Origin of the sequence: Luteimonas sp. MC1782, from assembly GCF_014164605.1 — a bacterium.
GTDB lineage: Bacteria > Pseudomonadota > Gammaproteobacteria > Xanthomonadales > Xanthomonadaceae > Luteimonas.
The window spans coordinates 1,684,557-1,707,464 of sequence record NZ_JACJFT010000001.1 but is presented as its reverse complement, the minus strand read 5'-3'; the positions used below and the strand labels follow the sequence as shown (position 1 = coordinate 1,707,464).

Annotated in this window: 21 protein-coding genes and 1 riboswitch; of the genes, 12 read left to right on the top strand and 9 right to left on the bottom strand. The window is 70.3% G+C overall.

Annotation, left to right across the window (positions count from 1 at the left end; all coding sequences use genetic code 11):
• The 3 genes from H5368_RS07975 to gph are packed head-to-tail and all read left to right on the top strand — an operon-like array spanning position 1 to position 2,676.
• Positions 1–693 (top strand): response regulator transcription factor, encoded by a 693-nt coding sequence (locus H5368_RS07975; RefSeq protein ID WP_182823075.1) that lies wholly within the window; start codon positions 1–3, stop codon positions 691–693.
• On the top strand, positions 690–1,976 hold the full coding sequence (locus H5368_RS07970; RefSeq protein ID WP_182823073.1) for a HAMP domain-containing sensor histidine kinase: 1,287 nt from the start codon (positions 690–692) through the stop codon (positions 1,974–1,976). Before H5368_RS07975 ends, H5368_RS07970 begins: the two co-directional genes overlap by 4 nt.
• 43 nt (positions 1,977–2,019) lie before the next feature.
• Entirely contained in the window at positions 2,020–2,676 is a 657-nt protein-coding gene (gene gph / locus H5368_RS07965; protein ID WP_182823071.1) for a phosphoglycolate phosphatase, read from the top strand.
• A 23-nt stretch (positions 2,677–2,699) separates the two neighbouring features.
• On the opposite strand, the gene btuB is transcribed toward gph, so the two are convergent.
• The 3 genes from btuB to H5368_RS07950 form a co-directional block, all read right to left on the bottom strand.
• On the bottom strand, positions 2,700–4,574 hold the full coding sequence (btuB, locus tag H5368_RS07960) for a TonB-dependent vitamin B12 receptor (RefSeq protein ID WP_182823069.1): 1,875 nt from the start codon (positions 4,572–4,574) through the stop codon (positions 2,700–2,702).
• 121 nt (positions 4,575–4,695) lie between these two features.
• Positions 4,696–4,933: riboswitch (cobalamin riboswitch) on the bottom strand.
• Positions 4,932–5,276 (bottom strand): TfoX/Sxy family protein, encoded by a 345-nt coding sequence (locus H5368_RS07955; protein ID WP_182823067.1) that lies wholly within the window; start codon positions 5,274–5,276, stop codon positions 4,932–4,934. (Overlaps the previous riboswitch by 2 nt.)
• Positions 5,273–5,758, bottom strand: coding sequence for a GAF domain-containing protein (locus H5368_RS07950; protein ID WP_182823065.1), 486 nt, complete (start codon positions 5,756–5,758; stop codon positions 5,273–5,275). The genes H5368_RS07955 and H5368_RS07950 overlap by 4 nt, the downstream gene beginning before the upstream one ends.
• On the opposite strand from H5368_RS07950, the gene bioD reads away from it, so the two are divergent.
• From bioD to H5368_RS07935, 3 genes are all read left to right on the top strand, one after another.
• A complete protein-coding gene (gene bioD / locus H5368_RS07945) occupies positions 5,751–6,467 on the top strand; it encodes a dethiobiotin synthase (RefSeq protein WP_182823063.1) in 717 nt (238 codons plus the stop codon). The genes H5368_RS07950 and bioD overlap by 8 nt on opposite strands.
• Positions 6,468–6,598: 131 nt before the next feature.
• Entirely contained in the window at positions 6,599–7,828 is a 1,230-nt protein-coding gene (locus H5368_RS07940) for an efflux RND transporter periplasmic adaptor subunit (protein WP_182823061.1), read from the top strand.
• A 6-nt stretch (positions 7,829–7,834) separates the two neighbouring features.
• Complete coding sequence (locus H5368_RS07935; RefSeq protein WP_182823059.1) at positions 7,835–10,984, top strand: multidrug efflux RND transporter permease subunit; 3,150 nt, start codon at positions 7,835–7,837, stop codon at positions 10,982–10,984.
• Between the two features lie 16 nt (positions 10,985–11,000).
• On the opposite strand, the gene H5368_RS07930 is transcribed toward H5368_RS07935, so the two are convergent.
• On the bottom strand, positions 11,001–11,897 hold the full coding sequence (locus H5368_RS07930; protein ID WP_182823057.1) for a LysR family transcriptional regulator: 897 nt from the start codon (positions 11,895–11,897) through the stop codon (positions 11,001–11,003).
• 122 nt (positions 11,898–12,019) lie between these two features.
• On the opposite strand from H5368_RS07930, the gene dgcN reads away from it, so the two are divergent.
• From dgcN to H5368_RS07910, 4 genes are all read left to right on the top strand, one after another.
• Positions 12,020–13,111: an N-acetyltransferase DgcN gene (gene dgcN, locus H5368_RS07925; RefSeq protein ID WP_255486391.1), complete on the top strand. Its 1,092-nt coding sequence runs from the start codon at positions 12,020–12,022 to the stop codon at positions 13,109–13,111.
• A complete protein-coding gene (gene dgcA, locus H5368_RS07920) occupies positions 13,096–14,124 on the top strand; it encodes an N-acetyl-D-Glu racemase DgcA (protein ID WP_182823055.1) in 1,029 nt (342 codons plus the stop codon). The genes dgcN and dgcA overlap by 16 nt, the downstream gene beginning before the upstream one ends.
• Before the next feature lie 12 nt (positions 14,125–14,136).
• On the top strand, positions 14,137–15,330 hold the full coding sequence (gene gltS, locus H5368_RS07915; protein WP_182823053.1) for a sodium/glutamate symporter: 1,194 nt from the start codon (positions 14,137–14,139) through the stop codon (positions 15,328–15,330).
• 69 nt (positions 15,331–15,399) lie between these two features.
• Positions 15,400–16,596, top strand: a complete 1,197-nt coding sequence (locus H5368_RS07910; protein ID WP_220486515.1) for a P1 family peptidase — start codon at positions 15,400–15,402, stop codon at positions 16,594–16,596.
• A gap of 115 nt (positions 16,597–16,711) precedes the next feature.
• Here H5368_RS07910 and H5368_RS07905 read toward each other — a convergent pair whose 3' ends face one another.
• From H5368_RS07905 to acnD, 4 genes are all read right to left on the bottom strand, one after another.
• Positions 16,712–17,113 (bottom strand): phasin family protein, encoded by a 402-nt coding sequence (locus H5368_RS07905; protein ID WP_182823050.1) that lies wholly within the window; start codon positions 17,111–17,113, stop codon positions 16,712–16,714.
• A gap of 123 nt (positions 17,114–17,236) precedes the next feature.
• A complete protein-coding gene (gene queD / locus H5368_RS07900; RefSeq protein ID WP_182823048.1) occupies positions 17,237–17,602 on the bottom strand; it encodes a 6-carboxytetrahydropterin synthase QueD in 366 nt (121 codons plus the stop codon).
• Positions 17,603–17,612: 10 nt separating this feature from the next.
• Complete coding sequence (gene prpF / locus H5368_RS07895) at positions 17,613–18,803, bottom strand: 2-methylaconitate cis-trans isomerase PrpF (protein ID WP_182823046.1); 1,191 nt, start codon at positions 18,801–18,803, stop codon at positions 17,613–17,615.
• A 1-nt stretch (position 18,804) separates the two neighbouring features.
• Positions 18,805–21,450 (bottom strand): Fe/S-dependent 2-methylisocitrate dehydratase AcnD, encoded by a 2,646-nt coding sequence (gene acnD, locus H5368_RS07890; protein ID WP_255486390.1) that lies wholly within the window; start codon positions 21,448–21,450, stop codon positions 18,805–18,807.
• Between the two features lie 102 nt (positions 21,451–21,552).
• Between acnD and H5368_RS07885 the strand changes: the two genes are divergently transcribed.
• On the top strand, positions 21,553–21,732 hold the full coding sequence (locus H5368_RS07885; protein ID WP_182823044.1) for a hypothetical protein: 180 nt from the start codon (positions 21,553–21,555) through the stop codon (positions 21,730–21,732).
• A gap of 7 nt (positions 21,733–21,739) precedes the next feature.
• Here H5368_RS07885 and H5368_RS07880 read toward each other — a convergent pair whose 3' ends face one another.
• Positions 21,740–22,477: a glycosyltransferase gene (locus H5368_RS07880; RefSeq protein WP_182823042.1), complete on the bottom strand. Its 738-nt coding sequence runs from the start codon at positions 22,475–22,477 to the stop codon at positions 21,740–21,742.
• A 102-nt stretch (positions 22,478–22,579) separates the two neighbouring features.
• Between H5368_RS07880 and H5368_RS07875 the strand changes: the two genes are divergently transcribed.
• Positions 22,580–22,891: a BolA family protein gene (locus H5368_RS07875; RefSeq protein WP_182823039.1), complete on the top strand. Its 312-nt coding sequence runs from the start codon at positions 22,580–22,582 to the stop codon at positions 22,889–22,891.
• Positions 22,892–22,908 lie beyond the last annotated feature (17 nt).

Genomic DNA, 22,908 nt, shown 5'->3' with positions numbered 1-22,908 from the left:
ATGCACCTGCTGGTCGTGGAGGACAACCGCGCCCTGGTCGCCAACCTCTTCGATTATTTCGAAGCGCGCGGCCACGTGCTCGACGCGGCGCCCGACGGCCCCACCGGGCTGCACCTGGCTGGCCACCACGCCTACGACGCCATCGTCCTGGACTGGATGCTGCCGCGCCTGGACGGCCCGGAGGTGCTGCGCCGCCTGCGCGAGGCGGGCAGCGATGTGCCGGTGCTGATGCTGACCGCGCGCGACGAGCTGCCCGACAAGATCATCGGCTTCCGCGCCGGTGCCGATGACTACCTGACCAAGCCGTTCGCGTTGCCCGAACTCGAGGTGCGCCTGGAGGCGCTGGTGACGCGCGCCACCGGCCGCGGGCGCAAGCGCGTGCTCGAGGTCGCCGACCTCAGGCTCGACCTGTCCACGCTGGAGGCCACCCGCGGCGGACGCGTGCTGCACCTGTATCCGGCCTGCCGCAAACTGCTGGAAGAGCTGATGCGCGCCAGCCCCGCGGCGGTGACCCGCGACCGCCTGGCACATGTGCTCTGGGGCGATGATCCGCCCGATGGCGACATGCTGCGCTCGCATGTCTACGAGCTGCGGCGCAGCGTCGACGAACCGTTCGCGCGCAAGCTGATCCATACCCTGCCGCGCGTCGGCTACCGCATCGCCGAGCTCGCCCCCGAGGGTGGCGAGGGATGACGGTGCGCCGCAGCCTGCGCAGTCGCCTGACGTGGTCACTGGTCGCCTACGGCCTGCTGCTGTCGCTGGCGGTCATGGTGCATGGCCTGGTGGTCAACGAACACGCCGAAGCCCTGGTGTGGAAATCCCTGCTGGAAGCCGAGTTCGACCATTTCCTGGCGCGCAGCGCGGACCCGGGCTACCGCTGGATCGACACCGACACGCTGGCGCTGTACGAAGCCCCGGCCAGGCCGCTGCCGCCAGAGCTGGCGGCGCTCGGGCCAGGCGTGCACGACGAAGTGGACCTGGCAGGCGGCAAGCACGTGCTGATGGTGCGTGACCTCGCCGGGCGGCGGCTGGCACTGGCGCTGGACATCACCGACCTGGAGCGACGCGAACGCGAGCTGGGCATGAGCATGCTGGCGTCCGCGCTGCTGGTGGCGCTGCTGCTCGGGTTGTTCGCGGCCTGGGGCGCGGGGCGGCTGGTGGGTCCGCTGGCGGACCTTGCCGGGCAGATCGCGCGGCTGCGCCCGGGCCGTGCCGAGTCACGCGTCACGGTGCCGGATGCGGCGACCAGCGAGATCGAGGTGATCGCCGCGGCGGTCAACGGCTACCTCGCCCGCAACGCCGAGTTCGTCGAACGCGAGCGTGCGTTCATCGACAGTGCCAGCCACGAGCTGCGCACGCCGATCTCGGTGATCGGCGGTGCGGCCGAACTCGCGTTGGCGCAGCCGGGCGTGCCGGCCAAGGCGCTGGAAAAGCTGCAGCGCATCCACCGCGCCACGCGCGACATGGAGCAGCTGGTGTCGCTGCTGCTCGTGCTGGCCAAGGAGCCGGCGCGGCTGGCCCACGCCAACGACCACATCGCGCTTGGCGAGCTGCTGCCGGAGATCGTGGAGGATCACCGGCCGATGGCCGGGGCCAAGGGGCTGCAGCTGGATCTCGCGGTCGGACGGCCATGCGAGCTGCTGGCGCCGGCGCCGGTGGTGCAGGCGGCGATCGGCAACCTGCTGCGCAACGCGGTGGAGAACAGCGGCGACGGCGTGATCCACGTGCGGCTGCTGCCGGGCGCGGTGGTCGAGATCGCCGATCCCGGGCAAGGCATGTCGCCGGAGGAAATCAGCGCTGTCTATGCGCGCGCCGCGCGCGGCGGCGGGCGCGATGGCGGCGGCATCGGCCTCGACCTGATCACCCGGTTGTGCGCGCACCTGGGCTGGGGGCTGGTGATCGAGTCGCGCCCGGGCGAGGGCACGACCGCGCGCCTGGACCTGGGCGCGTCGCGGGTCCCGTCCGGCGCGGTGTAGGCTTCGGTGCTGCGTCGGCCCCCCAACCGGCGAGGTGCCCGACATGCGATTCGCCTGGCCCCTGGTGCTGTTCGACCTCGATGGCACCCTGGTCGACAGCGCCGCCGACATCTCCGAAGCGGTGAACCGCACGCTCGATGAGCTGGGCCATCCGCGCCAGCCGGAAGCACTGGTGCGCAGCTGGATAGGCCTGGGCACGCGCGTGCTGATGGACAGCGCGCTGCAGCACGTCGGCAGCGACATGCCGGTGGACGACGCGCTGCCGCGGCTGATGCGCCATTACGGCGATTGCCTGCTGCTGCAGGCGCGCCTGTATCCGCGCACCGTGGAGACTCTGGATGCCCTGCACGCCGATGGCGTGGCGATGGCGATCTGCACCAACAAGCCCGAGCGCTACGTGCGCCCGCTGCTCGAGGCGATGGGTATCGCCCACCGCTTCGACGGCATCGTCGGCGGCGACACGCTGCCCGAGCGCAAGCCGCATGCGATGCCGCTGCTGCACCTGGCGGCGCAGCACGGCCGGCGCGTGGACGAATGCCTGATGGTCGGCGACTCCGAGGCCGATGCCGGCGCCGCGCACGCCGCCGGCATGGACCTGGTGCTGCTGCGCCACGGCTACCCGCGCGATTTCAACCTGGAGCGCGCGGGCGCGGTGGCGGTGCTGGACGGGCTGGAGGGGTTGCTCGCGCTTCGCGGCTGACGGCAACCCCGCGCACCCCGCGGTCAGAGCCGCTGCTGGTAGCGCAACGTCAGCCCGTACTCGCGCCCCGGCTGGTTGAACCAGGCGATGGTCTCGTATTCACGGTCGAACACGTTGGCCACCCGCGCCTGCAGCGTCCACTCGCTGCCGATCGCGTACTCCACGCGCAGGTCGAGCGTGCCGTAGCCGGCGAGGCGCACGGTATTGGCCGCATCGTCATGGCGCGCGCCGTTGCCGAAGCCGCTCATGCCGATGCGGAACGCGCCCAGCGCCCGGTCGATGTCGACGCGCGCGGTGTTGCGCGAGCGCCGCGGCAGCACGTTGCCGTGGTTGCTGCCGGCGCTGCGGTTGCGCGGGTCGATGTGGCTGAGCTCGGCGTTGAGGTCCCAGCCTGCCAGCGACATGAAGCCGGTCAGCTCGGCACCGCGGATGCGGGCCTCGTCCACGTTCACCAGTGCGAACGCGATGTCGTAGCCGATGAGCTCGTCGATGTCGGTCTGGAACGCGTTGGCGGTCCAGTTCCAGCCGGCGCCGAACTGCGCGAGCCCGAGGTTCACCGTCTGCGACTCCTCCGGCTCGAGGTCCGGGTTGCCCCAGCCGCCGGGGTAGTAGAGGTCGTTGAAGGTCGGCACCTTGAAGCCGGTGCCGGCGCTGGCGGTGAAGCGCATGCCGTTGCCGAACTTCAGGCCGTAGCCGACGCTGCCGGTAGCGTGGCCGCCGAACTGCTGGTTGTCGTCGTGGCGCAGGCTGGCTTCGTAGCTGTGCGCGCCGCTGCCGCCCTGGTACGCCAGGAACAGCCCGGCGTTGTCGCGGCTGTCGACGGTGAACCCGGTGCTGCCGGTCACCCGGTCGCGCATCCAGTCGACGCCGGCGCTGAGGAGGTGCGTTTCGGCCAGGCTGAAGTCGCCCTGCACCGACGCGGTGTCGCGGCGGGTGTCGAAGGTGCTGGCGAAGCTGCGCGTATCGGTGGCGTGGTCGAAGAAGTGGCTCTCGGCCTGGTCGTCGGCGCGGCCGATGCGCACGTTGACGTCGGTGCGCGCGTCCGGGCGCCAGCCGAGGCGGGCGCCGAACACCTGCTGGCGGTTGTCGGCCTCGTTGCCGCCGAACAGGGTGCCGTCGTATTCGTTGAAGGCGTCGGCGACCAGCGCGTGGCCTTCCAGCTCCACGGTTTCGCCGAAGCTGGTGCCGCCACGCAGGCTCAGCGACGCATTGCGGTAGCCGTCGCGGTCGGGCTCGTCGGCGTAGCAGCCCGCGCCCCAGCCGGCGGCGGTGCCGCGGCAGGAGTCGATGCCGTCGGTGCGCTGCCAGGCGCCCTGCGCCTGGAACCAGCCGCGCTCGCCGGTGTGGCCGATGCCGGCGCTGGCCTGGCGCAGGTGATGGCTGCCGATGCCGAGGCTGAGGTTGCTGCGCGTGCCCGCGCCGGCACGCCGCGTGAACACCTGGATCACCCCGCCGATGGCCTCGGAGCCGTACAGGCTCGAGCGCGGGCCGCGCACGATCTCGACGCGGTCGATCTGGTCGAGCGGCAGGTCCTGGAACGAGGCCATGCCGGCGGAGGCCGAGCCGATGCGCACGCCGTCCACCAGCACCAGCACATGGTCGGACTCGGTGCCGCGCAGGAACAGCGACGACAGCTTGCCCGGGCCACCCTGGTTGGCGAGGTTGATGCCGGCGCGGCCGCGCAGCAGCTCCTGCAGCGAGGTCGCCTGGCTGCGCTCGATGGCGGCGCGGTCGAGCACCTGCACGGGGACGTTGCTGTCCTCGGCGTTGATCGCGGTGCGGGTGGCGGTGACCACGATGGTGTCGAGGTCGGTGGACTGGAGGGCGCCGGCGGCGAAGGCCGCGGGTGACAGGGCCAGGGCAACGGCAAGGGTGAGGATCCGGTACTGCGGTTTCATGCGTGTCTCCATGCGTCGCGCACGCCCGCGCGACAGTGTCGTGGAGGTTGCGGGCAGGGAGCGGGGACGGAAGGAGACGTGACAAGACACGGCGCACTGCCGCCGCGACGCCCTCCGCGTCACAACCAGTCGTCTTTCGGGCCGGTCTCCGGGCTCGCGGGCGGAGCGATGCAGCCGCTCCAGCCCCGGCGCCTTCCCGTGCGATGCACAGTGGCGGTTTGCCGGGGTGTTCCACGCTTACCGTTGCGGGGGCAGCGCCGGAGTGCTTCGCACGCCGTGGTGGCGGGCGGAAGGTCACCGGCTTCCCGTTTCAACCGTTGGGGGAAGCCCCGCGGGTCACCAGAAAGTGCGCGCAGTCTACGGCATCGCGCCGTCGTCGTCCTGCATCAGCGTGGTGGTGACCGGGCCGGCCGGGGGGCGGTTGCGCGGCGCCGGCAGCTGGGCGATCGCTTCTTCCGCGGCGGCCACCAGCTCCAAGCGGCGCGCATCCGGCACGTCCTGCCAGTGGCAGTCGCACAGGGCGCCTTCGAGCGAGTACAGCAGGTTGAGGCTCGGCTTGAAGCCGGCGCGCTTGATGCGCATGAAGGCGTCGAGTGGCCCGGCGGCCATGAGGTCCTCGGGGGTACGCAGCCCGACCTGGCGCAGCCACGCGGCCGACTTGGGGCCGATGTTGCGCATCTTGAGCGGCGGTGGCGCGCTCATTGCTGCATGGTTTCCAGATACACGGCCGCGATCTCCTCGAGTCCCCTCTGGTCAGTAACGTCGAAGCGACCGGGAACCGGACTGTCGAGGTCGAACACGCCGACCAGGGCGCCTGCGTGGAACAACGGCACCACCAGTTCCGAGCGCGATGCGGCGTCGCAGGCGATGTGGCCGGGGAACGCCTCCACGTCGTCGACGCGCTGGGTCTGCGCGGTGCGCGCCGCCGCGCCGCACACGCCGCGGTCGAGCGGGATGCGCACGCAGGCCGGCTGCCCCTGGAACGGGCCGACCACCAGTTCGGTGCCGTCGAAGAAATAGAACCCGACCCAGTTGAGGTCCGGCAGCGCGTGGTAGACCAGCGCCGACAGGTTGGCGGCGTTGGCGATGCGGTCCGGTTCGCCGGCCAGCAGCGCGCGTGCCTGGGCGACCAGCTGCGCGTACTGCTCGGGCTTGTCGCCGCTTAGAATCTGCGAGGTGAACATGACCGCAAGTGTAGCGCGCGGGGTGCTGGTGACCGGCACCGACACCGGCGTGGGAAAGAGTGTTGCCAGCGTCGCACTGCTGCACGCGCTGCGCGCCCGCGGGCTGCGCGCGCGCGGCATGAAGCCGGTGGCTGCCGGCTGCGATGCGACGTCGCTGGGCCTGCGCAACGAGGACGCGCTGGCGCTGCAGGCGGCCAGCGATCCGCCAGCCGACTACGTCGACGTGAACCCGTGGGCACTGCCCGAGCCGACCGCGCCACAGCTGGCCGCGCGCGCGGCCGGGATCGTGGTGGCACTGCCGCCGGTCGTGGCGGCCTACGCGCGGCTGGCCGCGGAGGCCGATGCGATGGTGGTGGAGGGCGCGGGCGGCTGGCTTTCGCCGCTGGCGGACGGCATCGAACATGCCGACCTGGCGCGCGCGCTGCAGCTGCCGGTGCTGCTGGTGGTCGGCCTGCGCCTGGGCTGCCTCAGCCACGCCCGGCTCAGTGCGCGCGCGATCATCGGCGACGGCTGCGATCTGCTGGGCTGGGTGGGCAGCGCGCTGGACGACCGGTTCACGCGCCGCGACGAGTATCTCGAGCTGCTGCGCGGCACCCTGCCGGCCCCCTGCCTTGGCGTGCTGCCGCATGCCGGCGCGATGCCGGATGCCGGCGTGCTCGCGGGCAGCCTGCACGCCGCGGCGGTCGCCGTCGCCGGCGCCCGGCCATGACATGTACCTGCACCTGCACCTGCGCATGCCAGCATCGGGGCTGGCCGGCCTGACTTCAGGCACGGTTTTTGGCCGGGACCGCCGATGCCATACTTGCCAGTTCAAGAATCCCCCGTGCCCAAGGACCTCCCATGCGTCGCATCGCCCTGATCCCGGTCCTTCTCGCGGCATTGGTGGCATGCGGAGGGGAGGAGCAGCAGCAGGCACCGCCGCCGCCCGAGCTCGGCGTGGTGACCGTGCAGCCGGAAGACCTGCCGCTGCGCAAGGAGCTGGTCGGACGCCTGGCCGCGTTCCGCAGTGCCGACGTGCGTGCCCGCGTGCCCGGCGTGGTGCAGCGGCGCGTGTACGAAGAAGGCAGCGACGTGGCGGAAGGCGACGTGCTGTTCGTCATCGACCCCGCGCCGCTGCGTGCGGCGGCCGGCGAGGCACAGGCCGCGCTGGCGCAGGCGCGTGCCAGCCAGGCCAATGCGCGCGCCACCGCCGCACGCGCGCGCCGGCTGGCACCGGAACGCTTCATCTCGCAGTCCGACCTCGACAACGCGCAGGCCGCCGAGCGCAGCGCGAATGCCGCCGTGCAGGCCGCGCAGTCGGCGGTGGACAGCGCCAACATCAACCTCGGCTATGCCACCGTGCGCGCGCCGATCTCCGGCCGCGCCGGCAAGCAGCAGGTCACCGAAGGCGCGCTGGTCGGGCAGGGCGCGGCCACGCTGCTCACCACCGTCGACCAGGTCGACCCGCTGTACGTCAACTTCACCATGGGCGTGGCGGAGCTCGACGAGGTCCGCCGCATGCAGCTCGACCGCAGCGGCCCGGTGTCGGTGCAGGTGCTGCTCGCCGACGGCGTGGTCTACGACCATCCCGGCCAGCTCGATTTCTCCGGCGACGTGGTCGATCCGCAGACCGGCGCGGTGTCGCTGCGTGCCACGCTGCCCAATCCCGACCGCCGCCTGCTGCCGGGTTCCTACGTGACCCTGGTGGCGACGCTGGGCGTGCAGCAGAGCGTGTACGCGGTGCCGCAGGCCGCGGTGCAGCGCGATGCCGCCGGCGCCTATGTGCTGGTCGTGGGTGCCGATGACATGGTGGCGCGCAAGGAAGTCGTGACCGACCGCGCCGATGCCGGCCGCTGGATCATCAGCAGCGGCCTGGCCGCGGGTGACCGCGTGGTGGTGTCGGGCCTGCAGCGTGCGATCCCCGGCAAGCCGGCCAAGGCCACGCCGTGGCAGCCGGCCGCCGCGCCGGCTGCAGCGCCGGGAGCAGTACCCGCCGCCGCGCCTGCCGATGCGGCCGCGCCCGCGGATGCCGGCGATGCCGCGGATCCCGCGGAGCCGGCCGCTGCGGCCCCCCCGGCCGACGAAGGCTGACCTCCGATGCCCCGTTTCTTCATCGACCATCCGGTCTTCGCCTGGGTCATCTCGATCCTGATCTCGCTGTCCGGCGTGATCGCGCTGCTCAACATGGGCGTCGAGTCGTACCCGAACGTGGCGCCGCCGCAGGTCACCGTCTCGGCCAGCTATCCCGGTGCCGATGCGCAGACCACCGAGCGCGCGGTCACCCAGGTGATCGAGCAGCAGCTGACCGGCATCGACAACCTGCTGTATTTCAGCTCGAGCTCGAGTTCGTCCGGCCGCGCCAGCGTCACGCTGACCTTCCAGACCGGCACCGACGCCGACATCGCCCAGGTGCAGGTGCAGAACAAGGTGTCGCTGGCCACGCCGCGCCTGCCCACCGAAGTCACCCAGCAGGGCGTGGTGGTGGCCAAGGCGAATGCCGGGTTCCTGATGGTGGTGGGCCTGCGCTCGCAGACGCCGTCGATCGACCGCAACGCGCTCAACGACCTGATCGGCTCGCGCGTGCTGGAGCAGATCGCGCGCGTGCCCGGCGTCGGCAGCACCCAGCAGTTCGGCTCCGAGTACGCCATGAACATCTGGCTCAACCCGGACAAGCTGCAGGGCTACGGACTGTCGGCCACCCAGGTGCTGGCGGCCGTGCGCGGCCAGAACGTGCAGTTCGCGGCAGGCTCCATCGGCTCCGACCCCGCGCCCGCGGGCCAGGGCTTCACCGCGACGGTGTCGGCCGAAGGCCGTTTCAGTTCGCCCGAGCAGTTCGGCGACATCATCCTGCGCGCGGACGCCGGCGGCGGCACGGTCCGCCTCAAGGACGTGGCGCGCATCGAGGTCGGTGCGGCCGGCTTCGGCTTCGACACCCGCTTCAACGGCCAGCCGACCGGCGCGTTCGCGATCCAGCTGCTGCCAGGCGCCAACGCGCTGACCGTGGCCGAAGCCGTGACCGCGCGCATGGACCAGCTGGCGCCCAGCTTCCCGCAGGGCGTGGAATGGTTCAGCCCGTTCGACAGCACCACCTTCGTCACCATCTCGATCAAGGAAGTGGTGAAGAGCCTCATGGAGGCGATGGTGCTGGTGTTCCTGGTGATGCTGATCTTCCTGCAGAACCTGCGCGCGACCATCATCCCCACGCTGGTGATCCCGGTGGCGCTGCTGGGCACGTTCCTGGGCCTGAGCCTGATCGGCTTCACCATCAACCAGCTGACGCTGTTCGCGATGGTGCTGGCGATCGGCATCGTGGTGGACGACGCGATCGTGGTGATCGAGAACGTCGAACGCATCATGGCCGAGGAGCACCTGCCGCCGCGCGAGGCGACCATCAAGGCCATGGACCAGATCACCGGCGCGGTGGTGGCGATCACCGTGGTGCTGGCGGCGGTGTTCATCCCCAGCGCGCTGCAGGGCGGCGCGTCGGGCGAGATCTACAAGCAGTTCGCGATCACCATCGCGGTGGCGATGGGCTTCTCGGCGTTCCTGGCGCTGGGCTTCACGCCGGCGCTGTGCGCCAGTTTCCTCAAGCAGCACGACGCGGACGCGCCCAAGCGCCAGAACGTCGTGTACCGCACCTTCAACAAGTACTACGACCGCATCAGCGGCACCTACGTGCGCCACATCGGCGGCGCGGTGCGCCATGCGCCGCGCTGGATGATCGTGTTCGTGGCCTTGACCGTGCTCTGCGGCCTGCTGCTCACGCGCCTTCCGGGCAGCTTCCTCCCCGAGGAGGACCAGGGCTATGCGCTGGCCATCGTGCAGCTGCCGCCCGGTTCCACGCTGCAGCGCACGCAGGCGGTGTTCGAACAGGTGCGCACCACGCTGGAGCAGGTGGATGGCTACCAATCGATGATGCAGGTCGCCGGTTTCAGCTTCGTCGGCCAGGGCGAGAACGTCGGCATGGCATTCATCAAGCTCAAGGACTGGGGCGAGCGCGACGGCACGGTGCAGGATTTCATCCAGGCGGCCAACGGCGCGCTGTACGGCGTGCGCGATGCCGGCATCTTCGTGGTCAACCTGCCTACCGTGCAGGGCCTCGGGCAGTTCGGCGGCTTCGACATGTACCTGCAGGACCGTGCCGGCATGGGGCGCGAGGCACTCACCCAGGCGCGCAACCAGCTGCTTGGCGCCGCCGCGCAGAACCCGGCGCTGGTCGGTGTGCGCCCCAACACGCTCGAGGACGCGCCGCAGCTGAAGCTTGCGGTCGACCGCGTGCAGGCGCAGGCGATGGGCCTGTCGGTGAACGACATCTACGGCGCGATCCAGCTGATGCTGGCGCCGGTGTACGTCAACGACTTCTTCTCCGAAGGCCGCATCAAGCGCGTCAACATGCGTGCCGATGCCGAGTACCGCAAGGATCCCGCGTCGCTCGCGCGCTTCTACACCCCCGGCCCCGCCACGGCGGACGGCACGCGCACGATGATCCCCCTGTCCAACGTGGTGGACGCCAGCTGGGGCACCAACACGCCGTCGCTGACCCGCTACAACGGCTACTCGGCGGTGAACATCGTCGGATCGCAGGCGCCCGGCCACAGCTCCGGCGAAGCGATGGCGACCATGGAAGGCCTCGTGGACAGCGAGCTCCCCGCCGGCTTCGGCTACGACTGGGCGGGCATGTCCTACCAGGAGATCATCGCCGGCAACACCGCGACCCTGCTGCTGGTGCTGTCGGTGGTGGTGGTGTTCCTGTGCCTGGCGGCACTCTATGAGAGCTGGTCGATCCCGGTGGCGGTGCTGCTGGTGGTGCCGCTCGGCATCCTCGGCGCGGTGGTGTTCACCATGCTGCGCCCGGGGCTGTCGAACGACATCTTCTTCAAGATCGGCATGGTCACGGTGATCGGGCTGGCGGCGAAGAACGCGATCCTGATCATCGAGTTCGCGGTGCTGGAGCGCGCCGCCGGCAAGACCCTGCGCGATGCGGTGGTCGAAGCCGCGCGCCTGCGCTTCCGCCCGATCCTGATGACCTCGTTCGCCTTCATCATGGGCGTGACGCCGCTGGCGCTGTCGAGCGGTGCCGGTGCCAACGCGCGCCATGCGCTGGGCACCGGCGTCATCGGCGGCATGCTGTTCGCGACCTTCCTCGGGCTGCTGCTGATCCCGGTGTTCTTCGTCAGCGTGCGCCGCGTGCTCGGCGACAAGATGGACGAGCCACTGCCGGGGCTCGGACAACGGCAGCAGCAGTAGGCTGACGCCACCGGCTTCAGCCGGAGGCGCGCGCCTCGCGCAGCACCCTGGCGAACAGCGTGAGGAACTGTTCCGCCGCTTTCGACGGGGGGCGGTCCTCGAGGTGCACGGACTGCACCTTGAACCGCAGCGAGGGCGAGAACGGCCGGAAGCCGGTGGTCCCGTCGCGGCTGGCGCGCGCGGTGAATTCGTCGACCACCGCCATGCCGGCGCCACAGCACGTCAACGCGGCGGCGATATAGAACGACTGGTTGGAGACCACTTCGCGCACGTTGACATCGAGTCGGCGCAGTTCGCGATTGAACAGCTCGCCAAGCGGCCCGCCGATGGTCAGGCCCACCATGTCCCGGCCTTCCAGCAGCTGCATCGGCACGCTGTCGCCGACGTCGGGCAGGCTGGTCTTCTCGAACAGCAGCATCAGCTCCGCGGTGTCGATGTCGCGACGCTTCATGCGCGGGTGCATGGGCGGGTCGTAGGCGATCGCGATGTCGCAGCTGCGCTCGTAGAGCGCCTCGAACAGCTCGTCGTGGTGCAGCGCCTGCACGTCGAAGAGCACGTCGGGGTGCGTCTTGCGGAAGCGCGTGATGGCCAGGGGCGCGAGGTGCAGGCCGAGCGAGGGCACCACTGCCAGGCGGATGCGTCCACCGGACACATTCTTCAGGTTGCCGACCGCCTTCTGCAGCGACGTCAGGCGCTGGAAGACCTCCGACGCTTCGACGAACAGCGCATGCGCCTGGTCGGTGGCCACCAGCCGGCCGCGCACGAGGCGGAACAGCTCCAGGCCCAGCTGCTGCTGGGTGTGGTTCAGCACCTTGCTGACCGAGGGCTGCGAAACGTGCAGGAGCCTGGCCGCGGCGCTGATCGAGCCGGTGGTGTAGACGGCGTGGAAGACCTCGATCTGGCGGAAACGCATGGTCCGATCCCGTGGGGCGATCGCCATGATGGCCGATCGCGTGCGGCGCTGCCGGCGCCATAACCGTGGGTTATGCGTGCATGTCGGGTTTTCCGTGGCGCCGCGTGCGGCCAGCACCGAACATGGTGGCAACCCCATCGCAGGGCATCGCCCGCAGGCCCAACACCATGCCGACCTCACCGCCCGACGTTTCCCCCGAAGCCGCCGGCTGGCCGCCGCCTTACCTGCTGTACCTGGGCAATGCCCCGGACGAACTCTCCGGCAAGACCGCGCGTGGCCTCGCGCAGTTCCGCCCGCAGTGGTGCGTGGGCCAGTTCCGCGGACCCGACTGCAAGGCCACCATCGACCTGCCGGTGATGGGCTTCGATGAAGCCCGCGCCGCCGGCGCCAACACCATGATCGTCGGCGTGGCCAACGCAGGCGGCAGCCTCGATCCCGCCGCGGTCCAGCATGTCGTGGCGGCGCTGGAGGCCGGGATGAACGTCGCCTCCGGGCTGCATGACAAGCTGGCCGCGTATCCGCCGATCGTCGAGGCCGCCCGTCGCAATGGCCGCCAGCTGTTCGACGCACGCACGCCACCCCCGACCCCGGTCGGCAACGGCCGCAAGCGGGCCGGCCGGCGACTGCTGACCGTCGGCACCGACTGCTCGAGCGGCAAGATGTACACCACGCTGGTGCTGGAAGCGGAAATGCGCGCGCGCGGCATCACCGCCGACTTCCGCGCCACCGGCCAGACCGGCATCTTTGTTTCCGGCCGTGGCATCCCGATCGACGCGGTGGTCGCGGACTTCATCTCCGGTGGCATCGAGTGGCTGTCGCCCGCGCGCGACGACAACGGCTGGGACCTGATCGAAGGCCAGGGGTCGTTGTTCCACCCCTCGTTCGCCGGCGTCTCGATGGGCCTGCTGCACGGCGCACAGCCCGACGCGCTGGTGCTGTGCGACGAACCCGGGCGCCCGCACATGCGCGGCCTGCCGCACTTCGCGATGCCGTCCCTGCGCGACACGCTCGACGCCAACCTGGCCCATGCCCGGCTCACCAACCCCGCGGTGCTGGCGGTCGGCGTGGCGCTGAACACGGCCAGGCTCGACGACGACGAAGCCGTGCGCATCTGCCGGCGCGTCGAGGACGAGCTCGGGCTTCCGGCGCAGGACCCGGTGCGCCATGGTGTCGGTCGGATCATCGACAGGCTGAAGGCATGCTTCCCGGACTGACGCTCGAACCCGCCGTCCATCCGCTTTCCGCGCCGTTCCGCATCTCGCGCGGGGTGCGCACGTCCACCGAAGTCCTTGTTGCAACCGCCAGCGACGGCCGTCACGTGGGCCGCGGCGAATCGCTGCCGTATGCACGCTACGACGAGACCGTGGCATCGGTGGCCGCGCAGGCCGCACCGTTGCGCACCGAGATCGCCGCGGGCATGGACCGCCGCAGGCTGTGCGCGCTGCTGGGTCCGGGTGCGGCGCGAAATGCGCTGGACTGCGCGCTCTGGGACCTCGAGGCACGGCGCCGCGGCATGTCGGTGGCGGCGATGCTCGGCCAGCCGGACGCCCTGCCGGCGCTGTGCAGCGCGCAGACCGTCAGCCTGGACACGCCGGCGAACATGGCGCGCGCGGCGGCCGGGTTGCGCCACCTGGACCTGGTCAAGGTCAAGGTGGACGCCAACGATCCCGCCGCCCTGGTGCGCGCGGTCCGCGCCGAGCTGCCCGCGGCGCGGCTGATCGTGGACCCCAACGAGAGCTGGGACATCGAGCTGCTGCGCGCGATGCAGCCGGTGCTCGCCGAAGCCAGGGTCGACCTGGTCGAACAGCCGTTGCCGGCCGCCGCCGACGATGCACTGCAGGGCTTCGCGTCGGTCTCGCGGCTGTGCGCGGACGAGAGCTGCCACGTCGCGGCCGACCTGCCGCGCCTGCGCGCGCGCTACCAGGTCGTCAACATCAAGCTCGACAAGACCGGCGGACTCACTGCGGCACTGGACCTGCTGCAGGCCGCCCAGGCCGGCGGCTTCGGCATCATGGTCGGCTGCATGATCAGTTCCTCGCTGGCAATCGCTCCGGCCTGGCATGTCGCACGCCACGCGGAGTTCATCGACCTCGACGGACCGCTGTGGCTGCGCGAGGATCATGCCGGAGGGGTGGCGATGCGCGACGGCATGCTGCAGCCGGCATCGCCGCAGCTGTGGGGTGGCGGACGTCCGCTGGCTGCCCGCCGACCCGCGGCAACGCACTGACCAGGAGCCACCATGCTGCAGCTCGACGCCGTCCAGACCCTGGCCTTTGCCGGGCTCGCACTGTTCCTCGGCTACGGGCTCTGCAGGGCGATCCCGGTGCTCGGGCGCTACAACCTGCCGCCACCGGTGATCGGCGGCCTGGTGTTCGCCATCGCCGCCTGGATCGCGCATGGCCGCGGTGAAGCGCTGTTCGTACTCGACACCGGGCTGCAGGCGCCGCTGATGATCGCGTTCTTCACCACGGTCGGCGTCAATGCCAGCCTGCGCCTGCTCAAGATCAGCGGCCGGCAGGTGGTGGTGTTCCTGCTGCTGGCGTCGCTGTTCGCCGTCGCGCAGAACCTGCTGGGCATGGCGGTGGCGGTCGGCTTCGACCTGGATCCGCTGTTTGGCGTGCTGGCCGGTTCGACCACGCTGACCGGCGGCCCCGCCACGGGCCTGGCGTTCGCGCCGCTGTTCGAGGAGGCCGGGGTGCAGGGTGCCGAATCCATCGCCGTGGCCTCGGCGATGGGCGGCATCGTGCTCGGCGGTCTGGCTGGCGGGCCGGTGATCACCGTGCTGATCCGCCGCTTCGGCCTCGTGTCCAGCCGGCCCCACGACCATGCCGCGCCGGTCGACGAAACCAGCGGCTCGGCGCAGACCGAGGCACAGCGCGAGTTTGGCGCGCTGAAGAGCATCGTGGTGATCCTGGTGGCGATGTGGCTGGGCGCATGGGTCAGCGGCTGGATCTCGGCCACCGGCATCACCTTGCCCGCCTACGTCGGCGCGATGCTGGTCGGCGCCCTGATCCGCAACCTCGACGATGCGACCGGATGGATCGGCCTGTCGGTGCCGACCACCGACCTCATCGGCAACGTCTCGCTGTCGCTGTTCCTGGCGGTGGCGCTGATGAACCTCAAGCTGTGGGAGCTGGCGGGCCTGGCGCTGCCACTGCTGGTGAACCTCGGACTGCAGCTGGCGATGGTGGTCGCGTTCTGCAGCGTGGTGTTCCGGGTGATGGGCCGTGACTACGACGCGGCGGTCATGGGCGGCGGCTTCATCGGCTTCATGCTCGGCACCACCGCCAATGCCATGGCGGTGATGCGCACCCTGGTGGAGCGCTACGGCGCGGCGCCGCGCGCCTTCCTGGTGGCGCCGCTGGTCGGCGCGTTCTTCATCGATTTCAGCAACGCGCTGATCATCACCACCTTCATCAACATCTTCGACTGAGTCCGGCGGCTTCGCGCGGTGCACTCCGTCCCACGACATATGGCCACGGGCCGAACCAGGAGTGTTTCGATGATCGAGGGAGGGCGGTCGCGGCGGCTGGCGGGGTTCGCGGCGATGCTGGTGCTGGTGGCGGGCGTGGCGCATCCGCGCGACGCAGGGGTTGCTGCCGCCGAGCGGCCGCGCGCACGCGATGCGGGGGTCGTGATCGGGCTGCTGCCGACAGGCCCCCGCAACGCCATCGTCGACGTCGACGGCGTGGCCGTCGGACATGCCACGGTCATCGAGGGTGACGGCATCCGCACCGGCGTCAGCGCCATCCTGCCGCACGCCGGTGACCTCTACCGCGACCGCGTACCCGCCGCGATCGTGGTCGGCAACGGCTACGGCAAACTGGTTGGCGCCACCCAGGTCGAGGAACTGGGTGAGCTGGAAACACCGATCCTGTTGACCGGAACGCTGGGCGTCTGGCGCGCGGCGGACGCCCTGGTGGCGTGGCAGCTCGCGCAGCCGGGCATGGAGGAGGTGCGCTCGTTGAACCCGGTCGTGTGCGAGACCAACGACGGCTTCCTCAACGACATCCGCCTGCGCGCGCTGCGCCCGGCACACGTGCACGCCGCGCTCGACGCGGCCTCCATGGACAACGTCGACGAAGGCGCGATCGGTGCCGGAACCGGAACCGTCGCCTTCGGCTGGAAGGGCGGCATCGGCACCAGCTCGCGCAAGCTGCCGCAGGCGGCGGGCGGCCATACAGTCGGCGTCCTCGTGCAGAGCAACTACGGCGGTCGCCTGACCATTGGTGGCGTCGCGCTCGATGCGCTGCGGCCGGGCGCGTCCCCGGCGCCGGAGACACGTGATGCACCGCTGGCCACCGGCGACGGCAGCATCATGATCGTGGTCGCCACCGATGCGCCCCTGGATGCCCGTCTGCTGCGGCGGCTGGCGACGCGCGCGCTGCTGGGCGTCGGTCGCACCGGATCGTCGATGAGCAACGGCTCCGGGGACTACGTGATCGCCTTCTCCACCGCGCTGGAGGCGCGCAGGACGCAAGATACGGAACGCCACCGCGTGGTGGTGCTGGACAACGGCATGATGACCCCGCTGTTCGACGCCGTGGCCGAGGCGACCGAGGAGGCCATCATCAACTCGCTGTTCCGCGCGGACACGATGAGCGGACATCGCGGCACGGTGCCGGCGCTGCCGCTGGAGCGCGTGCTGCCGCTGTTGCGCGCGGCAGGCGCCGCCGGGGATCCGCGCGCTGCGGAGTGAGCCGGCCCCCGCGGGAGCGGGCACGAAAAAACCCGGCAGTTCGCACTGCCGGGTCTGTCGCACGCGGGAGAAATGCCGCGCGGTGCCTGGCCCTGTCGCCGGGGCCGTCGGCGTCTTACTTGCGGGTCTTGCCCGACGCGGCCTTGGCGGCGCCTTCCACGGTTTCCTGCGCCTTGGCGGCGGCGGCCTCGACCTGGCCCTTGGCCAGCTGGGCGATCGCCTCATTGGTGGCGACGGTCTGGCCGAACACTTCCTGGCTGGCGCTGACCGAGCGCTCGATGCTCTCGCGGGCAATCTGCGCGCCCTTCGGCCACGCGGCCTTCAGGCCATCGGCGTCACGCACCTCGGCCAGCTCGCCCCAGAACGAGAACGCGGCGGTGGCGTTCTGCTCGAAGGTGGCCAGCTGCAGGCCGAACGCCTTCTGGGTGTTCTCGAGGGCCAGGCGGCTGATCTGCGAGGTGCTGTCGGCGAACTGGCGGGCAGCGGTGGTGAACTGTTCGTTGATGTTCTGGTACATGGCGGGTTTCCTGCTGATGTCCGGCAGGGATTGCCGGTTTGTGCAGTGCACAATAGACCAGCTTATGTTGCGATGCAACATTACGCCGACGAACGGTGGGTTCTCGTTCAGTTCTTATGGATATCAATCACTTGCGGGGCCACGATAGCGGCATCCCGAGGTGCAGGTCTCGTGCACCACCACCTCGCTCAGCAGCGGCAGCGCCGGCTTCAGGCGGTCCCAGATCCACGCCGCGAGCCGCTCGCTGGTGGGGTTTTCCAGCCCTGGGATGTCGTTGAGGTAGTAGTGGTCGAGCTGCGCGTGGATCGGCTTGAAGGCCGCCTTGATGTCGGCGAAATCCATGATCCAGCCGCTGTCGTCGCCGGGCTCGCCGCTGACACAAAGCTCGATGCGGAACGAGTGCCCGTGCAGGCGCGCGCACTGGTGGCCTTCGGGCACATTGGGAAGCCGGTGCGCGGCTTCGATGGTGAAGACCTTGAAGATGTCCATGGCGCGGATTCTACCCGGGCACCCGCACCGCGCCGTCCATCAGCACGCGCGCGCTGCGGCTCATGACGGCCTTGGTCACCGTCCAGCGGCCGTCCACCTCGCGCGCCTCGGCGCCCACGCGCAGCGTGCCCGAGGGGTGGCCGAAGCGGACCGCGCTGCGGTCTCCGCCGCCGGCCGCGGCATTCACCAGCGTGCCCGGGATCGCCGCCGCCGTGCCGATGGCCACGGCGCAGGTGCCCATCATCGCGTGGTGCAGCTTGCCCATCGACAGCGCGCGCACGTTGAGGTCGATGTCGCCGGCGGCGATGGCCTTGCCGCTGGACGCCACGTAGTCCGCGGCCGGCGCCACGAAGGCGACCTTGGGCGTGTGCTGGCGCGTGGTGGCGGCGGCGATGTCGTCGATCAAGCCCATGCGCACGGCGGCGTGCGCGCGGATGGTCTCGAACATGGCCAGCGCCTTCGCGTCGCCGTTGATCGCGTCCTGCAGCTCGGTGCCGGCGTAGCCGACGTCGGCGGCGTTGACGAAGACGGTCGGGATGCCGACGTTGATCATCGTGGCCTTGAGCGTGCCCACGCCCGAGACGTCGAGGTCGTCGACCAGGTTGCCGGTGGGGAACATGCCGTTCTGGAGCTGCGCGCCGGCATCGCCGTCGTCCGACGGGTCGATGAACTCGAGCACGATCTCGGCCGCCGGGAAGGTCACGCCATCGAGTTCGAAGTCGCCGGTCTCCTGCACCTCGCCATTGGCCACCGGCACGTGCACCACGATGGTCTTGCCGATGTTGTTCTGCCACACGCGCACCGCGACCGTACCGTTGTCTGGCAGCCGCGCGCGGTCGATGAAACCGTTGGCGATCGCGAACGGGCCGACCGCGGTGCTGAGGTTGCCGCAGTTGCCGGACCAGTCCACGAAGGCGCTGTCGATCGACACCTGGCCGTAGAGGTAATCCACGTCGTGCCCCGGCTGCGTGGCCGGCCCGATGATCACGCACTTGCTGGTCGACGAGGTCGCGCCGCCCATGCCGTCGGTGTGCTTGCCGTAGGGATCGGGCGAGCCGATGACGCGCAACAGCAGCGCATCGCGCGCCGGGCCGGGCACGCGCGCGGCTTCGGGCAGGTCCTCGAGGCGGAAGAAAACGCCCTTGGAGGTGCCGCCGCGCATGTAGGTGGCGGGGATGCGGAGCTGGGGAGCGTGCGACATGTCAGGCCACCCTGGAGGAGGCGAGGAAATCCTGCGCGAAGCGCTGCAGCACGCCACCGGCCTCGTACACCGAGGCCTCCTCGTCGGAGTCGATGCGGCAGGTCACCGGCACCTCGAGCACTTCACCGCCGCGGCGGCGGATGACCAGGGTGAGCGTGGCGCCCGGCGTTGGCGCACCGATGACGTCGAAGGTCTCGCTGCCGTCGATGGCCAGCGTGTTGCGGTTCGTGCCTGGCAGGAACTGCAGTGGCAGCACGCCCATGCCGACCAGGTTGGTGCGGTGGATGCGCTCGAAGCCCTCGGCGACGATCACTTCCACGCCGGCCAGGCGCACGCCCTTCGCCGCCCAGTCGCGGCTCGAGCCCTGGCCGTAATCGGCGCCGGCGATGATGACCAGCGGCTGCTTGCGCTGCATGTAGGTTTCGATCGCTTCCCACATGCGCGTCACTTCGCCCTCGGGCTCGATGCGCGCCAGGGAGCCCTGGCGCACGCTGCCGTCCTCGTTGCGCACCATCTCGTTGAGGAGCTTGGGGTTGGCGAAGGTCGCGCGCTGCGCGGTGAGGTGGTCGCCGCGGTGGGTGGCATAGGAATTGAAGTCTTCTTCCGGCAGGCCCATCTTCGCCAGGTATTCGCCGGCGGCGCTCGAGGCCATGATCGCGTTCGAGGGCGACAGGTGGTCGGTGGTGATGTTGTCGCCGAGCACCGCGAGCGGGCGCATGCCGGTCATCGCGCGCGCGCCGGCCAGCGCGCCCTCCCAGTACGGTGGGCGGCGGATGTAGGTGCTCATCGGGCGCCAGTCGTACAGCGGATCCACGCGCGTGCCGTCGTCCACCACCAGGCGGAACATCGGCTCGTACACGCGGCGGAACTGCTCCGGCTTGACGCTGGCCTTGACCACCGCGTCGATCTCCTCGTCGCTGGGCCAGATGTCCTTCAGCGTCACCGGCTGGCCGTCGGCATCCACGCCGAGCACGTCCTTCTCGATGTCGAAGCGGATGGTGCCGGCGATCGCATAGGCGATGACTAGCGGCGGCGACGCCAGGAACGCCTGCTTGGCATACGGATGGATGCGGCCGTCGAAGTTGCGGTTGCCCGACAGCACCGCCACCGCGTACAGATCGCGGTCGATGACTTCCTGCTGGATCACCGGATCGAGTGCGCCGGACATGCCGTTGCAGGTGGTGCAGGCGAAGCCGACGATGCCGAAGCCGAGCTGCTCGAGTTCGGTGAGGAGGTTCGCCTCTTCCAGGTACAGCTGCACCGCGCGCGAGCCCGGCGCCAGCGAACTCTTCACCCACGGCTTGCGCACCAGCCCGCGCGCGTTGGCGTTGCGCGCCAGCAGTGCGGCGGCGATCACGTTGCGCGGGTTGGAGGTGTTGGTGCAGCTGGTGATGGCGGCGATGATCACCGCGCCGTCGGGCAACAGGCCTTCGGCTTCCTGCGCGTGCGCACCGGCGAGGTTGCCGGCGATGCCGCGCTCGGCGAGATCGCTGACCGGCAGGCGGCGGTGCGGATTGGACGGGCCGGCCATGTTGCGCACGACGGTGGAGAGATCGAAGTGCAGCGTGCGTTCGTATTGCGCATTGGCGAGATCCGACACCCACAGGCCTGCGGTCTTGGCGTAGGTTTCGACCAGCGCCACCTGCGCGTCCTCGCGGCCGGTGAGGCGCAGGTAGTCCAGCGTGTTGTCGTCGATGAAGAACATCGCCGCGGTGGCGCCGTACTCGGGCGCCATGTTGGAGATCGTGGCGCGGTCGCCGATGGTCAGCGCCGCGGCGCCTTCGCCGCGGAATTCGAGGTATGCACCCACCACCTTCTGCTGGCGCAGGAACTCGGTCAGCGCCAGCACCACGTCGGTGGCGGTGATGCCGGGCGCGGGCCTGCCGGCCAGCTCCACGGCGACGATCTCTGGCGTGCGCATCCACGACGCGCGGCCCAGCATCACGTTCTCCGCTTCCAGCCCGCCCACGCCCACGGCGATCACGCCCAGCGCGTCGACGTGTGGCGTGTGGCTGTCGGTGCCGACGCAGGTATCCGGGAACGCCACGCCGTCCTGCACGTACACGACCGGCGACATCTTCTCCAGGTTGATCTGGTGCATGATCCCGTTGCCCGGCGGGATCACGTCGACGTTCCTGAACGCCTTCTTGGTCCAGTCGATGAAGTGGAAGCGGTCGGCGTTGCGCCGGTCCTCGATCTCGCGGTTGCGGGTGAACGCATCCGGGTCGAAGCCACCGCACTCCACCGCCAGCGAGTGGTCGACGATCAGCTGCACCGGCACCACCGGATTGACCTGCGCGGGATCGCCACCGGCATCGGCGATGGCGTCGCGCAATCCGGCCAGGTCGACCAGCGCGGTCTGGCCGAGGATGTCGTGGCAGACCACGCGCGCCGGGAACCAGGGGAAATCGAGGTCGCGGCGGTGCTCGACCAGCTGGCGCAGGTAGTCGTCGACGCGCCCGGGCTCGGCGCGGCGCACGATGTTCTCGGCATGCACGCGCGCGGTGTACGACAGCCGATCCCAGGCGCCGGCCTGCATGGCGTCCACCGCTTCGCGCGCGTCGAACCAGTCGAGATCGGTGCCGGGGAGGGGCTTGCGGTGCTGGCTGTTGGTCATGGCGGCGCGCAGTTCACGGGAAACGGCCATTGTATCGCCGCCCGGCGTCTTGCCCTGGATCAAGGCCCACTCCGCGTCTATGGGAGAGGCTGGGTGCACGGGCCGGCTCCGGCCCGGTGAAAGGAGGATGCCGTGCCGGAATACAGCTGGTTGCTGGTGGCGATCGTGCTGCTGGTGCCGTCGCTCGTGGTGGGGTTCCTGCGGTTCGGGCTGCGGAAAGAGGCTTCGGCAATAAATGGCTGGGGCGGCGTGCTGTTTGCGCTGATGACGTTCGCGGCCGCCATCTGGATCATTCTGGAAAAAGTGTCCTGATCGGCTTTCAGGCGTCCGGTTTCGTTTCTGGTGGCTGGCCGGCCGGCGCGTGTCGCCGCGGGCCGTACCAGAAATGCAGGGCATCCCGTGTGCGCGAGACGCGCTTGGGCGATGCGAGGAACCGCAGCGTGAAGCGGACCTTCTCGCCCATCGAGTACGTGTGCATCTTGCGCGCCGAGGTGGTCACCGCAGCGCGCAGGATGGCCACCCGCCCCTGCGTGGCCAGCGCACGCCCGAACGCGACGTCCTCGGCCACGAACAGGCGTTCGTCGAAGCCACCCGCGGCCTCGAACGCGGCGCGGGTGCAGAAGATGAAGCAGCCCGGAGTGACGCCGAACATGCGGAACAGCACGATCGACGCGGATTCGAGCAGGCGGATGTAGAGCGGCAGCGGGCGCATGAAGCGCACGGCGGTGCCGCCGCCCACGGCGCCGGCATCGAGCGCCTGCATCGCTGCCTCGATGGCCTGCCGGTTCACCAGGGTGTCGGCATCGACGAACAGCATCCGGTCGCCACGGGCGGCGGCTGCACCGGCATTGCGCGCGGCTGCGATGTGGCGCACGTCCACCTGCACCACGCGTGCCCCGCGAGCGCGCGCGATCGCCGCGGTGGCGTCGGTCGAGGCATCATCCACCACGATCACGTCCACCCTGGCGCCGAGTGCGCGGGTGGCAACCGCGACAGCGTCGAGCGTGGCGCCAATGACCGGAGCCTCGTCGTGCGCGGGAATGATGATGGACAGCACGCGTGCTCCGGCAGTTCATTGCAATGGGATTCAGGATGATCGCGGGTGCCGGTAATCCACGTGAAACGCGGCACGGCAGGCGCTTTCCGCGATAATGGTGGCATGAGCACCAAGGCAGACCGCATCCGCGCCGCGCTCGGCGCCCTGTCGCCCACGCATCTCGAGGTGCTGGACGAGAGCCACATGCACAGCCGCGGCCTGGAGACGCACTACAAGGCGATCGTGGCCAGCGACGCGTTTTCCGGCCTGGCCGCGGTGCGCCGCCACCAGGCAGTGTATGCGGCGCTGGGTGGCCTGATGACGGAGATCCACGCGCTGGCGCTGCACACCTACACGCCGGGCGAGTGGGCGGGGCAGGGCGCGGCACCGGATTCACCCGCATGCAGGGGCGGGAGCAAGCACGACCGCGCGTGAGCGGCGGGCCCTGGCGC